We start from the raw sequence: 17259 nt of genomic DNA on the forward strand, positions 1-17259 counted from the left end.
CTGGACTATGATGGTACGCTAGTCGGATTTAAGAACGATGCCAGTGCTACTAAGCCCACCATGCAGGTGCTGGAGTTGCTATCAAGCCTTCAGAGCGAGGATGCCCACCAGATCACCATAATTAGCTTTCGTCCGCATACCGATCTCAAGAGATAGTTTGGAAATACCAATTACTACCTGATCGCTGAGCACGGTGCTTGGAGCAATGTTCCGGATGGTCTGTGGCGGGACAAACCCAGTATGCCTACCGCCTGGAAGACTCCGGTAAGACGTATCATGGCCAAATTTACCGACCGGACTCCGGGCTCTATTATCGAAGAAAAAAACTAATCTTTGGCATGGCATTACCGTAAGGTACACACCGGATTGGGTATTATGCGTGCCCAGGAACTTGCAGATGCGCTCCGACACCTTCTACCGCAATATGACCTGCAACTGCTTATGGGAGAGAAGGTAATTGAAGTCAAAATAAATAGTTTGCACAAAGGAAAATCCGCTTTAGAAGTAGTAGCTCATTACAGGCCCGATTTCATCTTTGCTATTGGCGACGATTCTACCGACGAGGATATGTTTTACGAACTGCCCGATTCGGCAGTGACCGTCAAAGTAGGTAATAAACAGACCTTAGCGCGTTACTACGTCGAAAACCAGGAGGAAGCGATCAAGCTATTGCAGCAGTTGATGCCATAGCCGACAGAAGTATTAAATAACCCATAAATGATAAAAAATGAGAAGACAAAAACATATTTTTAATAGTGGAATAATTGGAAACTGTGCCTATATCGCCCATGTGGGTAATGACAGCAATATCAATTTGCTTTGCTAGCCTTCATTCGAAGACTCCTTTGTGTTCGGTACGCTGCTGGACGAACATCAGGGAGGGCGATTTAGCATGACACCACCCAGCGGCATTATACATTCCAGTCAATATTATGTAGAAAACACCAATATACTCTGTACCTCTATCAAGAGTGCCGAGGGAAGTTATCGGATTACCGACTATGCACCACGTTTTGAACAGTACGAACCTTATTACAAACCACTTATTCTGATCCGCAAGATAGAGCTTATCTCTGGGCATCCCAAGGTACGTGTAGAATGCCATCCCAAATATCACTTCGGAAAATCCTCATTTCAAAAAAACAGAGGTAGCAATCACATCCAGTTTGAATGGAGCGATGTCAAGATGCGTCTGGTTACAAATATGCCAACCAGCCATTCTTCGACGATTTGGCCTATTTGATCAACAAACCGGTATATCTTATCCTCACGTTTGGCAATCCGTTTGAAGCACCTATAGAACGGACGCCCGAAGAGTTTTTGGACCGTACACGTCAGTAATGGCACCGCTGGGTAAAGAATGCATCCATTCCGTCCTTTTATCAAAAGGAAGTGTTACGATCGGCTCTGGCTTTAAAGCTACATCAGTATGAAGACACCGGAGCTATCATTGCAGCCAGTACCACCAGCCTTCCCGAACCCCCGGTACAGGGCGCAAATGGGACTACCGCTTCTGCTGGGTGCGCGACAGTTATTACGTGCTGACCGCATTAAGTCATATCGGTCATTTCGAAGAAATGGAAAAATATGCTTCTTACATTGCCAATATCACCCAGTCGGATGCAGGACGATAGCAACCCTTTACGGCATCCTGGGGCAATCCAACTTAGAAGAAAAAACGCTGGACTTTCTTAATGGGTATATGGGCAATAAGCCGATCCGTATCGGCAATCAAGCCTCCGTACATATACAGAACGATCTATATGGACAGGCTATGATCGCCTTACTTCCACTTTTTACCGATTACCGTTTTCGCCATCAAAACAAGGGCTTAGCATCTCAGTGGACGCGCTTCGTCCTCCAGAAAATGGAAATATCTATTCAAGCCAATAGTAAACGTGAACATGCCATCGAGCATATAGAGAGCTGCTACGATGATCAACGGAAGGGCATACGCCAATGCACAGGATAACACCGATCTGGATGCCTCTACCTTACAATTGATCATGATGGGATACTTAGACCCTAACTCGACCAAAGCGAAAGACCACCTGGTCCAACTGGAAAAAGTATTGAAGGGAGAACATGATCTCTTTTACCGCTACCTGCATAAGGACGATTTTGGTCGCCCCAAATCTACTTTTTTGGTATGTTCCTTTTGGTATGTAGAGGCATTGGCTTGTGTAGGTCGACTGAAGGAAACTCAAGACGTCTTTAAGCAGCTCCTCTCCTTCGGCAATCACCTCATGTTGTTCAGCGAAGATGTGGACGATGAGGATGGAAGCCAGTGGGGCAATTTCCCACAGGCTTATAGTCATGTGGGGCTTGTCAATGCGGTCTACCGCATCGCCATCAAATTAGATAATCCGACATTCTTTGACAGCCTATACGAATAATATGTTTTTGTACGGATCAACTAGGGAAAATACCTGTTGCAAACAGGCTCAGTAGGTTATTTTTAAGATTTAAACTTGCACCTATTAGTCGGATTCCGTAGCTTTAAGCTATATAGCAATTGCAGCAAAAAAGTATGGCATACAAGTGAGTGATTCGGTGAGTCGGCGAAAGTAATGTTTGTAAAAAACTGATAATTAGTTCATTGCTTTAAGGGTGGTATTCCCCTACGGGCTACAGAAAAATGCTCAGCGAAAGCTGAGCATTTTTAGTATATAGTAGTGAGTATTTAGTAGTTAGACCTTGGGCGTAATTAAGGATCAGTTTCTAAACCTGCGGACTAAGCAAATGATTTTATGGTATTGAAGATTTGCTGAACATAAATGGTAAAAAGATGATTCGATATTTTTATTTGATTAGTCATCTTTCCCCCACTTCATCAAGTGCTAAATAAATAATCTATTGTAAAAGTATGCTACCAACTATCATTCAATTTCAATAAGTTAATGTCCCATTGATTCTTAGATTTTGGAAGAATATAACAAATTAGTTTATTCAATAAAATTGAGTGAGGATAATGATATTCCAAATTTTCTTTTAAAGTTCGAACCTGAATAATATTATCACTTACAGGTCTGTATTGGCTATAATGGGAATTAGAAAACGAAAACTTTCAATTATGCACTAAACTAAGTAAAAGCATTTTATTATCGCCTAAATTTATGTATAAAGGAAAAATAAAAAAACAGTAGAAATTAAAAAGGTGAAATTTTCAATTTCGCCTCTAAATCATATTGACAATTCATATTTTAGCTGTAATGAATATTAACGATGATTTATATGGAATTTTATTTCAAAAATTAAGATTATATTTTCCGAATTTATTTCCATTTCTTTAATAATTTCACTTTTTATAATAATTTCTTCAGATTCTGTATTTATTTGGACGAACCGAGTATAGACATTTTGGGTAATACATTTCGAAAGTTCTAAAGAAAACCCATTTTTTAATAGAGTAATCAATTGTTTGTCAGAAGTACCATATTTAATTCTATCATAAAATTCAGGTTCAATTAAATTAAGTTCACTAATTATTTCTATATATTTTAAAAGATTAAACTCAACAAAATCTTGCTCTTCTTTTATTTTTAATATTGCAAGATTAACCCTTTGTGAATGATTCTTTTTCCTTAAATCCACATAGAGTTCTTTAAAATCAGTAATGTTTCTTTTTTCTTCACCCCACTTTTCACCTATAAAGACAAATAAATTATCTCCTGTTAAAGTTGACCAATACTTTAAAAAGCTTCCAATCATTTCTTTATAAGATGCACTTGAACTTCTCCATTTTAAAATCATAGAATAGAAGCTTCTCGCCGGAGCATTTTGTAAACGTTTAATATTGTCTTCAAATATCTCAATATCCTTTAAGAAGATTAAATATATCGCGTACATTAATTCATTACTATCCTTAATTGTTGATAAAAAATGTTCTTGATAATTTTTAAGATTTTGAATTAGTTTTTCTTCATTATATTTAATATCGAAATCATAAATGTTATTCTGATAGCACAATTTTGCAATGAATGACGAAACATAAGTAACATTTTCTAAATCAGTTGAGTTTGGTTCTATATTTTCTAAATACTCTAAGGATTTATTTAGCTCTTTTTTCTCTGATTCATTAAGTGTACTTTCATCTTTTAACAATAGATTATTTACTTCATCAATAATTTTCAGTTCAATCCTAGCTTTTGATTTAATAAAAGTCTCAATGTTGGCTCTTTTATTTTCATATTCACTTTTTATTACATAAACATGAGGTTCTAATAGCTCAAGACTTCCTTTTTCTTTATTGAATATTTCACTAAATCTATTTACTCTACCAATTAAATTTTTAAATTGTGAAATTGATAAATTTGATTTACCTTTTTTTGTAGAAAGTAGGAATATTTTCTCTGCAGGAATATTTATACCTTCTAATAATGTAGAACTTGTAATAACAAAATTTAAAAATAAATGCTTTGTAAATATATTTTCGACATAAAGTCTTACAATTTCAGGCATTCCACCATGATGATATACAATCCCTTTTTTTATGCACTTTATTAAATTATATTCGGGGTGTAAATAGTCTGAAATTGTTGTAATTATTTCGACAATATTATCATTCATATCTGGGAAACTATCACTCAATTTTTGTGAAAAATCTTCAATGTGTTTCGGTCGATTTAAATAAACAATATTTTTAGACGCTTTTTCGTAATGTAAAATTTCAATTGCACTTTTAAATAATTTACCAGTACTTATCAACGAATTGGAAAATTGTTCATATAGTAGAAGTTCTCCTTCAGAACTGTAGACATCGCAAATGAAATATTTTTCTGATTTAATAAATTCTTCAATTCCCTTTGAAGAAATTTCATAATCCGATTGTTTTACCTTTAGGTTATCCGGATTTGAAATAAATGGGGAAAAGAAGTTGAATATGACATTATTATTTCGAGCTTTCAAAATAATAATTACTTGAGCTAGTAATATTGATCTACCATCATTTTTTTTATCACCAAATAAATTATGGGCTTCATCAATTAGAATTAAGTCAAAATTTAGTACTTCATTCTTTTGTAATAGTCTTAATAATCTTTCTTGAGTTAATACTGAGACGAATTTTTTTTCATTTCCTTTGTACATTTCAGGATGTGTGATTATTCTAGTAAGCTCATTATTAATAGAACTATCCAGCAATCTTTTTTTTGTTTGTGATAATAGAGCTTTACTTGGGACTATTATGCATATCTTTTTATCGAGATTATTAAAAACTTTATTTATAATAATTTCAGATTTTCCATAAGAGGTTGGAGCAGTTAATACAATATTAGAATCATTATTTGCAGAGAACTCAATTAACTTCTTCTGTCCATTTGATATATAATAATTTTTTTCTTTAAAATTCTCCTTAAATGAAGAAAAGAACAAACCAAAAAAATGTTCTTCAAATTCTTTATTTAAAGAATGGTTAGATTCGATAAATTTTGAAATTGGAATATAACCTTTGTTTATAGCAAAGTCATATAGTGGTTTAAAATCAGAGTATTTATTGGAATATGATACTATAATTTTATAACCTAGTTTTTGTAAATCATTGTCTCCCCAATTAGAAAATACAATAGCTATCGAAAGTAAATTAATTAATTCTTCTTCCGTAAGGTATTTTCCTAATAGGAGTTTCACGTATGCTTCGCTGAAAAAGGTAGAATCTTGATGTTTTCTAAAATCCTTTAGCTTTATTTCTTCTATTACCATGCTTAAGACACTAATATTTCATTGGCAAGAAAATTCGCAACCGTTTCAAACGTATTTTTTTGAATTGATATAATTTTTATATCATTAAAAATGTTTTCTTGTTTTGTGTTAAGATGAAATATTACCTGTTTAGATTCGTCTATACAATCAGAAATATCATGATACAAACCTGAAATTAAGATAACATTTTTCTTTTGTTCTATTTTTAGATTTGGAGAGTCTTTAGCTAGAAGTTTCTTTAAATTTAGTTTTCCACTACTTTCTTTAATAACCAAATCTACATCTATTAAAGCACTCTCCCATAAAGAATTTCTTCTTTCTAAAATCATGTCAAGAATTCCCTTTTTTGCTCTATTAAGAAGAATGTCATTATAAGCGTTAGAATCTTCTTTTCCTGTTTCGCTTTTTCCTGATTTAACTTCAGAATACCATAATTTATCACGATCTGTTTCACAATAAATAATGTCAAATCCTTTTTTAATACTTTTTTCCTCCTTATTTTTAAGAATTGATAAGGAAGTAAGGTTGTTATCTGTATGGTTTAACAAAATATGAGCTAGGAGTTCTCCAATCATCCCTTTTTTTGTTTTATCATCTTTTGGATTATATCTATCCATGAAAGATTCTAATGTTAATTTGTAAGAATAAAATTCTGGTAATGAATCTGCCATTGCAAATCCACTCCAAATTCCTTGTAATTGATCTCTTATTATTTGTTTAAACTCTTCGGAAAAGTTTTCAATTATATATAAGGTACAATTAGGTTTGTCAATTTGTTTAACTCCTTCAATAGGCATCTTAAGTAATGTGTGAATTTGGCAATAATTATAGCTAACAAACGTATTTGAAAAATCAATATACAAACTATTTCGCAAATACATATATATTCAAAAATACGTCTAAAATTTTGCAATAAATCTTGAATATTTGTTTATAATTCACGTATATATTTTTCTGTCATGAATAGTGAAAGAATAGTATATACATTTGACGAAAAGCCAACCAAACTGCGATATGCGTACAATAAGATTCGGTCTTTTTGTGATTATGACAGTTTGTATCTAAAACATGTATCAGAATATGGGCTTTTGTCGCACATTAAATTATTTATCCACGAAAAGGTAATCAGTGAACAGATCAGCAAATCCTATCAAAAGGGATTGATCGGCGTTATTAAAAAGTTGTACTAGATGTTTTAGAATGAAAATCCTAAGTTGGATTATCTTACCCACTCCCAACTCAGAGCGAAGCGAAGAGTCTCTGCCCTCCCCCAAAAAACTACGTCATCCCAAATCTTCGATTTGGGAACTAAAAACCACACTGGACATCTGCATTAAAATACATCAATCCAATCCAATAAGTCTTCCCACTTTCCTAAGATCTTTCCACCCCTCAACAATTTAGAAAAGCCCTTACCCCACACTTCCTATCCCACACCCACCAAATCTCTACCTATTAAAACCCTCAATTTAATGCAAGCCCCTTCCCTTCAAATAATTGATCAGATAAGCAGGTCTGTCTGTTTGAATAATTCTTGCGCCTAATGTATCGATCAAATAACCATAAGCCTTATCAGGGTCTTCTAAAGCTAAATCATCATCATGGCCAGCGCATAAGCTATCCCATAAGGTATTATACCAAATCAGGGATTTTTTATCCAACAGTTTGACTGTTTTTACAGGCAATACATTCGTACTATCATTATATACCAATTCAAAAGCAACTGGTTTCAAATCTTGTACAAAAGCATTTATATTCTCCTCTGCCTTCGCTTTATCCAAATTCACAACAGGCATATAGATCACTTCATTCAGATATGCAGAAAACTTCGATTTTACTTCCTCAGGATTGCGACTACCTTTCATAATAATCTGCTTGGTAGTCCCTGTTTTTTCCAACAGTGGATAAATCTCTTCAAAATATGAATCTGCTTTATCCAGGTTGATCATCACCTTATCCTTCGCGTGCAACAGAGCCTCCTCCAAAGTTGGTACATTCTCCTTGGTCTTGATGGCACAGCCATTCCTCAACTTCAAAGTTCGGATTGAATCCAATGTAACCTTGGCAACAGCTCCCTTACCCGTAGTGGTACGATCCAAGGTCTTATCGTGCATGAGAATAAACTTTCCGTCAGCAGTTCTTTGAACATCCAGTTCAATAATGTCAACCCCCATATCGATGGCATAATCTATCGCCTTTAAGGAATTCTCAGGCGCATTACGCCAATCGCCCCTATGGGCAACAACTAAAACCGAACTGACATCTCTATCCAATAATTTGTTCCTTATTTCCAATGCTCGATTCTGAGCGTTTACTAATTGAACAATAAAAACTAGGAGTAGGAATAAGGTTAATTTTTTCATTTCCAAAAACGATCATATTTATAACACTAAAATACGGATTCCATATTATCTCATTATTAACAAACGGATTTTGTTAATTGTTATTTTCTCTTATCATTAACCCATGAAAATTTAATTTAACAATGCGTTAATAAACAAGGTTTCAATATCTCGCGGATTGACCTAAAAAATTCGCTGTTATTCTAAACAATTGATCGAGTTGTTTACTTAATTATTTTTTACTCAAGTGTTATTTGTTATTCAACCAATTGACTGGCAAACATTTAAGCTAATAAAACACCAAGAAACCAAAATGGCTCAAAATTAAAAAATGCCCTATTTGAGGTATTGATTTCAAATTCTCTCTTTTCGAAATTTGATAAAGAATTATTTAACCAATTAATTATCTAACATTAAATCCAATCAATTATGAAAACCAAAATTTCCAGGATGTTAATGGCTGCAGCAGCCCTTACCTTATTATCTTTTAATGCTTGCGAAGAAATAGCAGAAGCAGGTTGCGATTTCGAATCAGAATCGAATATTTATACCCAGAGAGCAACAGCCTTTGCGAAAAACCCAACCTCTGCAGGCTGCTCCAGCACGAAAACAGCCGCAATAGTTCTCTTGAACAAATTGAAGAACTGTGATGGTGGTTCCGATTTAATCAATGAAGGTCTCACCGCTTGGCAGAATATCAATTGCAGCGATTATGATTATTAAATAATTGGTCAGTAAAATAGCTAAAATCAACTCCAAATATCATTTTATAGAGTAGGTCTTTCGTTGAAAATTCCATGTACTTATGCAGCATATTGCTTTTACTAAAGCTCCAAATTCCTTCGTGACTCTAAGGGAATTTCTTAGGATTTGATAAGGATCTCCTTCGGATCTCGTTCGGTCGGAACCGAACGAGATCCGAACGAGATCCGAACAAGTTCCGAAGGAGATCCGAAGAAGTCTCGAAGGAAACCGCTGTGAGAGACCATTAGACAACAAACGAAAGACAAATAGACAAAACTTCAAACAAATTTCAAAACACTAGAAAACCTGTTCATAGCTTTTGATTTCCATATAAAAACCAGCATCAAAAAGATCAATAACCTCAAAACAAATTGGTCATTTTATAAACTATCGAATATATTTTTATCCAAAAAAAATAACCATAAATAGTTATTTTTTTCAGCATGATCATCACCTAGCTTTATTCAATTATTAACCAAAGAATAAAGCTTATGAATATTTTAAATTATCGTGCTAACTACATGCGAATTGTCATGTTAGTAGCAGTTCTTCTTTTTGCTCTCGAGTCTTTTTCACAAAACTATTCTTACTACATGGATGAACGAGGCAATGGAATTTCGAAACTAAATTTCAGTGTAAGCACAAAAAAAACCTATAATAAGAAGGAAGAAAAACTAACATTTCGAATTATTTACAGCCCTATTTCAGTCTTACCATACGAAGGTTACCGCTATAATGGAAAAGTTTACAGAGAAGAAGTTCCAGGGTTAATGGAGGCTTTAAGTCGTGTTAAGGTTATCAATCCGACGGTCACCATGTCATTGATGAGTGGAGGAAACCGTGTGCAAAATGGCGACAAGAAAATTATCTTGAGCTATACTTCCGACGGAGGCTTTGCCTTGAGTGATGAAATTTCCTTTAACAACATCAGCGAGCAAATGCAATATCTCTATACATTAGAAATGACCAAACTGCATCAAGTTCAGTATGCTGGCGCAGACACTTACGCCACTTTTGAAAGTTTAATTAAAAACTATTTGGGTTCGAAGGAAAAAATCACCGTCTATAACAAATGGTATCATGAAGGAGAAACACTGTTTAATCAAGAGAAGTATGCAGAGGCGAAGGAAAGTTTTATGCAAGCAAGAAACATCTATCAAGGATTACCTGATGCATTAAAAAAAGATGTTTCCCCTCATTCAAATTATGATAGGCTACAAAATTTCTTTTCGAAAATAGCAGAGAAAGAAAAGGAAATAGCAAAGGAAAAAGAGAAGGAAAAAGAATCAGAAGATAAGGAGAAAGAGCTTGGCTTGGTGGTGAAGGATGCAGATAAAAAGGAGCAAAAAGAGGAAGTTAAAAAGAAATCATCTCCGGATGATGATCTTATACGTTATTATGCCATGCAACGTATGAAGGTGGAGAACGCTATTAATCGGGCAAAACAGAGTCTCGATATAGCAGATTGGCAATATGCGCAGCAAGTAAGGGATGAAGTTTTTGCAGTTAGCGGCTGGACCGTGATTAATTCTACCATGGACAAGGAGATAAAGGATGGTTTAAGGCTGAGCCAGCAGGTAGCGATCGCGTCTGAAATATTTGAACACGTAAATGCAGCTGAATTCGAAGTGTTTTTTGGGAGACAAAAATCCAAGGAAAGCTGGGGCTCTGACTATTCCGAAATTGGTCTAAATGTGCGGTACATTCTTAATTTGAATCAACCCTATATCAACCCCTATTTTGGTGGTGGTTTTAATTTCATAGAATTTGCACCTTATAGGATATCCTATGTGGAGGTTCCTCAAAATGAGAAAAACCTTCCCAGCGATCAATCGGAAATCTATAAGAACAGAGTTATGTACTTCAATGCTTCATTGGGTCTACATGGAGAGATCCCAATTGATAAAAGCAATTATCCGGATCATAGTTTCTCTGTATCCTGGTTTGGAGGTGGTACAGCAGGCTATGGGATTGGTGATGGGCTCGATGATTACACGTTTACATTTTCAAATTATGATTTTTCAAATGAATTGCTTTTTGGTATACGAGGAGGATTAGGCATAAACATTTACCTTACAGAAAATTTTGGATTTGGATTCACAGCAGGAATCAACCATCATTTCATTAAAAAACAATATGAAAACTCCTTGGTTGGAAAAAGTAAAAACTACCCAGTCAATTTAACCTATGCAGGTGAAAAGCAACATATATTCTTTGGCATAAAATTCATCCTATAACAGATTCTGATTGAGCGGATAGACGTTCAAAAAAAGCGCAATAAAAACAGAAAAAGCGAATTACAAATTCGCTTTTTCTTTAGATTTATTTGTTGATGATTTCTAATCGCAGTTCCTCCTGCATGATCGTCGTCTTCTTGTTTAAAGTATATTCGTATTTGACTAAAAACACGTGGAACTTCCTGCCAAATGACTCTTCGACATGATAGGTATTCGGGTAACGGGTGTCCCCATCTATTTGAGTAACCACTAAATCTTTATAAGGTTTAATCGTGACTTTATTGTCCTCTCCGATCTCCATGATTAAGGAAGTTTTATTGATGTGGTCCTCGATACTTTCAAAGGATTCATTACCAGCAATCATTCGAACACTATTCTTCGTTAAAGGGAATAGTTTTTTGTTTCCTGCAGTAATCAGATCATTTCCTAGACCAGTCATGGAATAGAATTCACTAGAAGCTTGAGAAGCATAGTTATTCTTAATCTGTATTTGATAAAGAATTGTGTTCTTTTTCGGATTCAATTCCACACCTCCAGTTTCGGTTGCTTTTAGGGCAATGAAGTACGTAGAATCTGGGGAAATACCATCGACTTTTAACTTCACCATGGTACGTCCGGTGCGTTCTCCGGAGTTGATTTGAATTTTATAGTTTTCAATACTGTACTTATCCTTTGGCAATAACTTGGCGTATAATCGCTCGTCTGCATCGAAGAGTGAACGGTTGTAATAATCCAGTGGTTCTAGATCCTCTTGAAGCTCGATGACCAAGTTCTTATCTGTTACATGGGTACCACCTGCTGAAGCCGCGATATATCCGGTAAACTCTTCACCGGTCAATGGTACGACTTCTTGGAAAGTATTGTAATACGTACTGCTGATCAGGGCAACGACATTCTTGTACATTTCCTGTTCATATATCTCATTGTCTTTGCAGGAAGATAACATCGTGCAAAATGCTAGGAAGGCTATATATTTACGTTTCATTTGATTCTATTTTAGTTAAGACCTAATAACCTGGGTTTTGATCTAAAGAAGGCAATCTTCTCATTTCAGCACGAGGGATTGGCACCCACACCAATTTCTTATCAACTACACGGGTCAAGAATGAAGATGTACCTGGTATTACGCGTTGGTAATAGGTATCTTTGGTAGCACCATCAGGATTCATTCCGCGGATTGGCTCACGTTCTGTTTCTTCGTAAATTCCCCAACGACGAACATCGTAGTAACGTCTGTTTTCATACAAGAATTCCACCATACGCTCGCGTTCCAATTGTTTTTGAACGTTTGCTTTATCGCTTACTTGAGCAGCATTTAAACCTGGTAAACCGGCTCTATAACGCACTTGGTTGAAGGCATTCTTAATGGCATCTTCATCACGGCTCACGGTATAACTTTGACCACCAACCTCAACAGTATGTGAACCAGTTAGGTTGTTCATAGCCTCCGCATAGGAAAGCAAGATCTCTGCATAACGGATGATAGAATACGCCTTTTTAATATGACGTGCACCAGTACCAATCCAAGCATCCATCGGGTGATTGAATTTCTTGATCACATAACCTGTAATCGGGTAGTTAGGTGATGTCGCTGTAACTCCACCACGACCATCAGCATCTTGGTAATAATATTTGGCCGTATAAGTATTTTGCGTCGTGCTTGATAAGGCCTGCCAAACCGCTTCGTTAAAGCCAATAGATGCATAGAAGCGCATTTCGCGATTAGCATACATTTTATAGATTCCGGAGTTCAATGGGTATCCGGAGAAATTCTTTGCCTGTGTGGTGAAACCAGTTTCCGAGTAATAACCATCTGCACGAGCTTCATCTTTCGTACGTCCGTCATCCATCAAATAAGCATCGACTACTTTCTGGGTAACACAGAAACGACCCCATCCGCCCAAGGAAGGAGGGAAAGAACCTTTCGAAATATATTCGTTAATGTAATTGGTATTTCGACCCCAGATCACTTCAGCGTTAATTGATGGAACGGCTTCACCAGTGAAGATATCGGAATAGGATTTGAAAGGGTCAATTCCTGCAGCACCATTTGGAAATACACCGTAGAAATTTGGATCGCTAGTTACACCAGCCGGAAGAGTTGGTGTTTTATCATCTGCCAAAACGGTGTATAACTTGTATTTTCCAATATCCATGACACGCTTAGCAGCTGCTGCGGCAACTGCCCAACGTTTCTCATCGTATTGTTGCGAGACATAGTGTACATTGTCCGTTTTTCTTCTCCAATTACCAAAGTAGGCACTGGCTACCGGGCCACCATTGAACAACGGACTGGCATGTATTAAACGTAAGCGAGCAATTAAAGCTAATGCAGCACCTTTACTTGGACGACCAAAATCTAAGATAGAAACTTCTGCAGGAAGCAATTGTGCTGCTTTCTCCAATTCTGCACAAGTGTATTCCATGGTCTCGTCGTAGGTAGCACGAGGACGATCGTAATATTCAATGGTCTCATTGGTATTTACAACCTCATCCCCCAACAGAATAGCCGGACCATAATCGACCAAGATATTATAGTAGGCATAGGCGCGAATAAAGCGAGTAAAGCCTTCAATACGTAGTCGATCAATATTCGTTAAATCGGATGGTCTATCCAAATTGGTTAATATACTGTTCGCCTTACGAATGATTTTATAATAGGTACCCCATTGGTTCAAGTTATAATTCTCTCCACTAGCACCACCACCATAATAATCAGGCGAGATATTTCCAGTCACATAATCCATTCCATAGTAGACATTGGTTGTTCCTGTACCGGTCAGACCGTTAAAGGCTTCATCGGTCGCCATAGGACCTGGTGTATATCCAAAGCGAACGGTATTGGACTCATCCGGGAACATCGCAGCAGCACCCCACATATAGGCTTCCATATTGCGGGCATTACTGAATGCGGAGTCAATATTGAATTCGTCATCAAAATAATTGTCGATATTCAAGTAATCTTTACACGAGGTACTGAACACTGCTAATTGTGCAACAACAGCAACTTGTAAGATTCTTTTTATGATTGATTTTTTCATTTCCTTGCGTCTTATCAGCGTTAAAAATTAAGGTAAACTTGTAATGAGTAGGTCGTTGGGATTGGATATTTACGTCCATTCCAAGCGGCTTGTTCTGGGTCGAAGATTTTAACTTTATCCCATACATAAAGGTTATTCCCTACAAACTGCAAGTCCATCGATGACACTCCGATACGTTTCATGAAATTCGGGTTAACCGTATAGTTCAATGTAATTTCCTCCAATCTCAAGTAACGTGAATCGCCTTGCCAGAAAGAAGATAATTGAGAGTTGTTTTGGTTATTACCGTATTGCAACCTAGGGTAACGAGCATTCGGGTTTTCCGCTAATGCTGGATCAATGCCATGCGCTAAAGCATAGTCTCTCGGAATCCAACGGTTGCTAGGATCGGTAGCCAAACTTAATACATTACCTAAGTTCCCTTCGAAGAACGGCATATAACCTATTCCATTTATTTGAGCAACATTATTGACAACCATTCTTTGTCCGACATAGAAAAAGGATGTTCTACCGGTTCCTTTGAACAAGACGCCTAAGGTTAAATTCTTGTAACGGAATTCGCCTCCAAAACCATACATTGCCAAAGGATAATTACTATGCGTCAATGGCACCATATCCAACTTATCAATTACGCCATCACCATTGACATCTTTGTACTTGATATCTCCCGGTAATACTTCACCGAATGTTTGTTTTGGGCTGTATTTGATATCATCCTGATCTTTGAACAAACCTAATGATTGATATCCGCGAATGGAGTTATACGGGAATCCATTGTATTCCAAGTAAGGATATTCCAAATAAGCCTGTTCCCAATTCTGAACAACGTTTTTAGAATAAGTGAAGTTACCTCTCAAGGTAAGCCCAAAATCATCATTCAATTGGGTCGTATAGCTTAAGTTTCCGTCAATACCGGATGACTTCATACGGCCCACGTTTGCGAATGGATTGGAAATTACCCCTACATATTCCGGTACTTGTACCCTTTGTTGGAAGATACCGTTACGTTGATCTTGGAAGAAGTCAATGACAAAGTCAATTTTATTATCGAATAGTTTACCCTCAAAGCCTAAGTTCGATTTAATCGCTCGTTCCCAAGCTAGGTTATCTGCTCCAATTCTTGTTTCACGAATGGTTTCAATGCCCGGAATACCCCATGCATCGTTATCTTCTTGCGTCACTTTCGTTAAATAAGGGAATCGGATGCTCGTGATTCGGTCATTACCTACGGTACCATAAGAAGCTCTGATTTTGAAATAATTTAGCCAAGGAGCGGCATCCTTCATAAATTGGTAGCTCGTAGGAACCCATCCTACGGCAATAGAAGGGAAGAAACCGTATTGTCTACCTGGCTGGAAGTTTTCAGAACCTGTGTATCCAAAGTTGGCGTCTATTAAATAGGTATCTTTATAACCATAAGTAATTCTGCTGGAAACACCTTGATAACGTAGTGGAATGGCATCTAAGTTACTAATCGCATTTTTGGTGTGCTTTTCATCACTCAGGTAGTAGTAAACCAAAGCAGAAGTTCTGTGATCGGTATTAAATACACGATCGTAATTTAACACAGACTCAAAGAAGAATTTACGGAATTGTTGAATCCCCTTACTATAGGATGCTTTCTTTTCCTGTACGACTTCTTGCATAATCAAGGAGCCATCAAATCCACGTCCTAAGGCACGGTGAAGTGCTGGCTGAACGGAACGTCGCTCATCAAAGAAAGAGTGAATATCATAAGCTCCTTGTGCTCTAAATTTCATTCCCTCTACCAATTTTCCTAAGTCTTGGTTCAATGCTAATGTCACTTTTCCTTTGAACGCCTGGTCTGAAGCTTTACCTGTACGGTTGATCATCACGTAAGGAGAAGAGCGGTCATCACCTCCTACCCCTGGCAATAAGCCATTGGAATATTTGGTTGGAATAGACAAGGGTGTTAGACGCGATTGTGCACCCCAGATATAATCGGTATTTGCTACACCCGGTTGATCTAATCTGGACAAGAATCCATCAGAACCTAAATAAACTTTCGTCGACTTGGTTAGGTTAATATCCAAGTTGATACGGTAATTATAGGTATCAAAACCAACGTTTGAACTGTATACGGAGTTTTTGTCAACTTTATATGCAGCAGATTCACTCTTACCACCTAAGCTCAAGAAATAACGGGCTACCTCTGAACCACCACGTCCTGAAACGTAGTAGCTCTGTCTCCAGAAGTTTTTATTTAAAATCTCATTCTGCCAATCCACATCAGGATACATGTCTTGATCTAAACCGTCGCGGATAATTCCCATTTCGGTTTCATCGTACAATGGAGCTTGACCGCGTACAATACTTGCCTCGTTTGCTAAAGTAGCATAATCGTAAGCACGTAAATAACTTGGAAGTTTATTTAAACGGGAAAGTGTAGAGTTGGCACGAGCGGTAATTTGAATGCGGTCTACCAGACCACGTTTAGTGGTAACTAAGACTACGCCATTGGCACCACGCACACCATAAACGGCGGTTGCAGAGGCATCCTTTAAGATAGAAAAGCTTTCCACATCGGCAGGATCAATGGTATTCAAATCTCCTTCTAATCCATCAATAAGGACTAGGGCACTACTATTGGCGCCGAATGTTCCGATACCACGCACCCAGAATTCAGCAAGGTTCTTACCTGGTTCACCACTGGTTTGCATGGAGATAATACCTGCAGCACGACCCCCTAATAGGTTGGCAATGGAAGGTGCTGGTGTTTGTAGACTTTTCACATCCACCGTAGTAATCGCTCCAACGGAACTGATTTTACGTTGGGTATTTCCTAGACCAACAACAATAACTTCGTCGATTTCGGCATTGTCCTCCTTCATCTGAACATTCATATTGATGTTCGCCTCCAAGGCTACAATCTCTTTGTTCTCATATCCGGTATGGCTAAACACCACTTTATCACCGTAAATGACTTTAATGCTGAACTTACCATCCTTGTCCGTGGAAGTTCCACCAACAGGTTTATCCTTAATGAAAATGGATACACTAGGCATAGGATCTCCTTTTTCATTCACGACAATACCTGCCAGATTTAATTCTTTAGTTTCCTGTGCATGCGCCGTTGAGAAGAATGTGCAGCATAACAGCAAACATATAACATGAAATATCTTCATTTTGAAATAGGTTAATTATTATGAATTAGTTTTTCAATGGTATGTAGGA

Annotated in this window: 11 protein-coding genes and 1 pseudogene; 6 read left to right on the forward strand and 6 right to left on the reverse strand. The window is 36.9% G+C overall.

Annotated features, from left to right (window positions below):
* The 4 genes and pseudogenes from otsB to ABD676_RS15775 all read left to right on the forward strand — a co-directional run bounded on the left by otsB (nt 1) and on the right by ABD676_RS15775 (nt 2396).
* A pseudogene (otsB, locus tag ABD676_RS15760) lies at nt 1-690 on the forward strand (trehalose-phosphatase).
* Nucleotides 691-892: 202 nt separating this feature from the next.
* Complete coding sequence (locus ABD676_RS15765) at nt 893-1243, forward strand: hypothetical protein (RefSeq protein ID WP_344675694.1); 351 nt, start codon at nt 893-895, stop codon at nt 1241-1243.
* A gap of 186 nt (nt 1244-1429) precedes the next feature.
* Nucleotides 1430-1972 carry a hypothetical protein gene (locus ABD676_RS18280; RefSeq protein ID WP_425565298.1) on the forward strand — a complete coding sequence of 181 codons (543 nt, stop codon included), beginning with the start codon at nt 1430-1432 and terminating at the stop codon, nt 1970-1972.
* Complete coding sequence (locus ABD676_RS15775) at nt 1935-2396, forward strand: glycoside hydrolase family 15 protein (RefSeq protein ID WP_344675696.1); 462 nt, start codon at nt 1935-1937, stop codon at nt 2394-2396. Before ABD676_RS18280 ends, ABD676_RS15775 begins: the two co-directional genes overlap by 38 nt.
* An 823-nt stretch (nt 2397-3219) precedes the next feature.
* On the opposite strand, the gene ABD676_RS15780 is transcribed toward ABD676_RS15775, so the two are convergent.
* The 3 genes from ABD676_RS15780 to ABD676_RS15790 form a co-directional block, all read right to left on the reverse strand.
* On the reverse strand, nt 3220-5700 hold the full coding sequence (locus ABD676_RS15780) for a DEAD/DEAH box helicase (RefSeq protein WP_344675697.1): 2481 nt from the start codon (nt 5698-5700) through the stop codon (nt 3220-3222).
* Nucleotides 5701-5702: 2 nt separating this feature from the next.
* A complete protein-coding gene (locus ABD676_RS15785) occupies nt 5703-6497 on the reverse strand; it encodes a Hachiman antiphage defense system protein HamA (protein WP_344675698.1) in 795 nt (264 codons plus the stop codon).
* A 672-nt stretch (nt 6498-7169) separates the two neighbouring features.
* Entirely contained in the window at nt 7170-8063 is an 894-nt protein-coding gene (locus tag ABD676_RS15790) for a glycerophosphodiester phosphodiesterase family protein (RefSeq protein ID WP_344675699.1), read from the reverse strand.
* 408 nt (nt 8064-8471) lie between these two features.
* On the opposite strand from ABD676_RS15790, the gene ABD676_RS15795 reads away from it, so the two are divergent.
* Nucleotides 8472-8765 carry a hypothetical protein gene (locus tag ABD676_RS15795; protein ID WP_344675700.1) on the forward strand — a complete coding sequence of 98 codons (294 nt, stop codon included), beginning with the start codon at nt 8472-8474 and terminating at the stop codon, nt 8763-8765.
* A 512-nt stretch (nt 8766-9277) separates the two neighbouring features.
* Nucleotides 9278-11023, forward strand: a complete 1746-nt coding sequence (locus ABD676_RS15800; RefSeq protein ID WP_344675701.1) for a hypothetical protein — start codon at nt 9278-9280, stop codon at nt 11021-11023.
* 85 nt (nt 11024-11108) lie between these two features.
* Here ABD676_RS15800 and ABD676_RS15805 read toward each other — a convergent pair whose 3' ends face one another.
* From ABD676_RS15805 to ABD676_RS15815, 3 genes are read right to left on the reverse strand one after another with little or no spacing between them, the layout of a single operon-like run.
* Entirely contained in the window at nt 11109-12008 is a 900-nt protein-coding gene (locus ABD676_RS15805) for a BT_3044 domain-containing protein (protein WP_344675702.1), read from the reverse strand.
* A gap of 22 nt (nt 12009-12030) precedes the next feature.
* Complete coding sequence (locus ABD676_RS15810; RefSeq protein ID WP_344675703.1) at nt 12031-14064, reverse strand: RagB/SusD family nutrient uptake outer membrane protein; 2034 nt, start codon at nt 14062-14064, stop codon at nt 12031-12033.
* A 20-nt stretch (nt 14065-14084) separates the two neighbouring features.
* Nucleotides 14085-17210 (reverse strand): SusC/RagA family TonB-linked outer membrane protein, encoded by a 3126-nt coding sequence (locus ABD676_RS15815; protein ID WP_344675704.1) that lies wholly within the window; start codon nt 17208-17210, stop codon nt 14085-14087.
* Nucleotides 17211-17259: the final 49 nt, after the last annotated feature.

The organism is Sphingobacterium kyonggiense, assembly GCF_039536825.1.
In the GTDB taxonomy this organism is placed as follows: Bacteria; Bacteroidota; Bacteroidia; order Sphingobacteriales; family Sphingobacteriaceae; genus Sphingobacterium; species Sphingobacterium kyonggiense.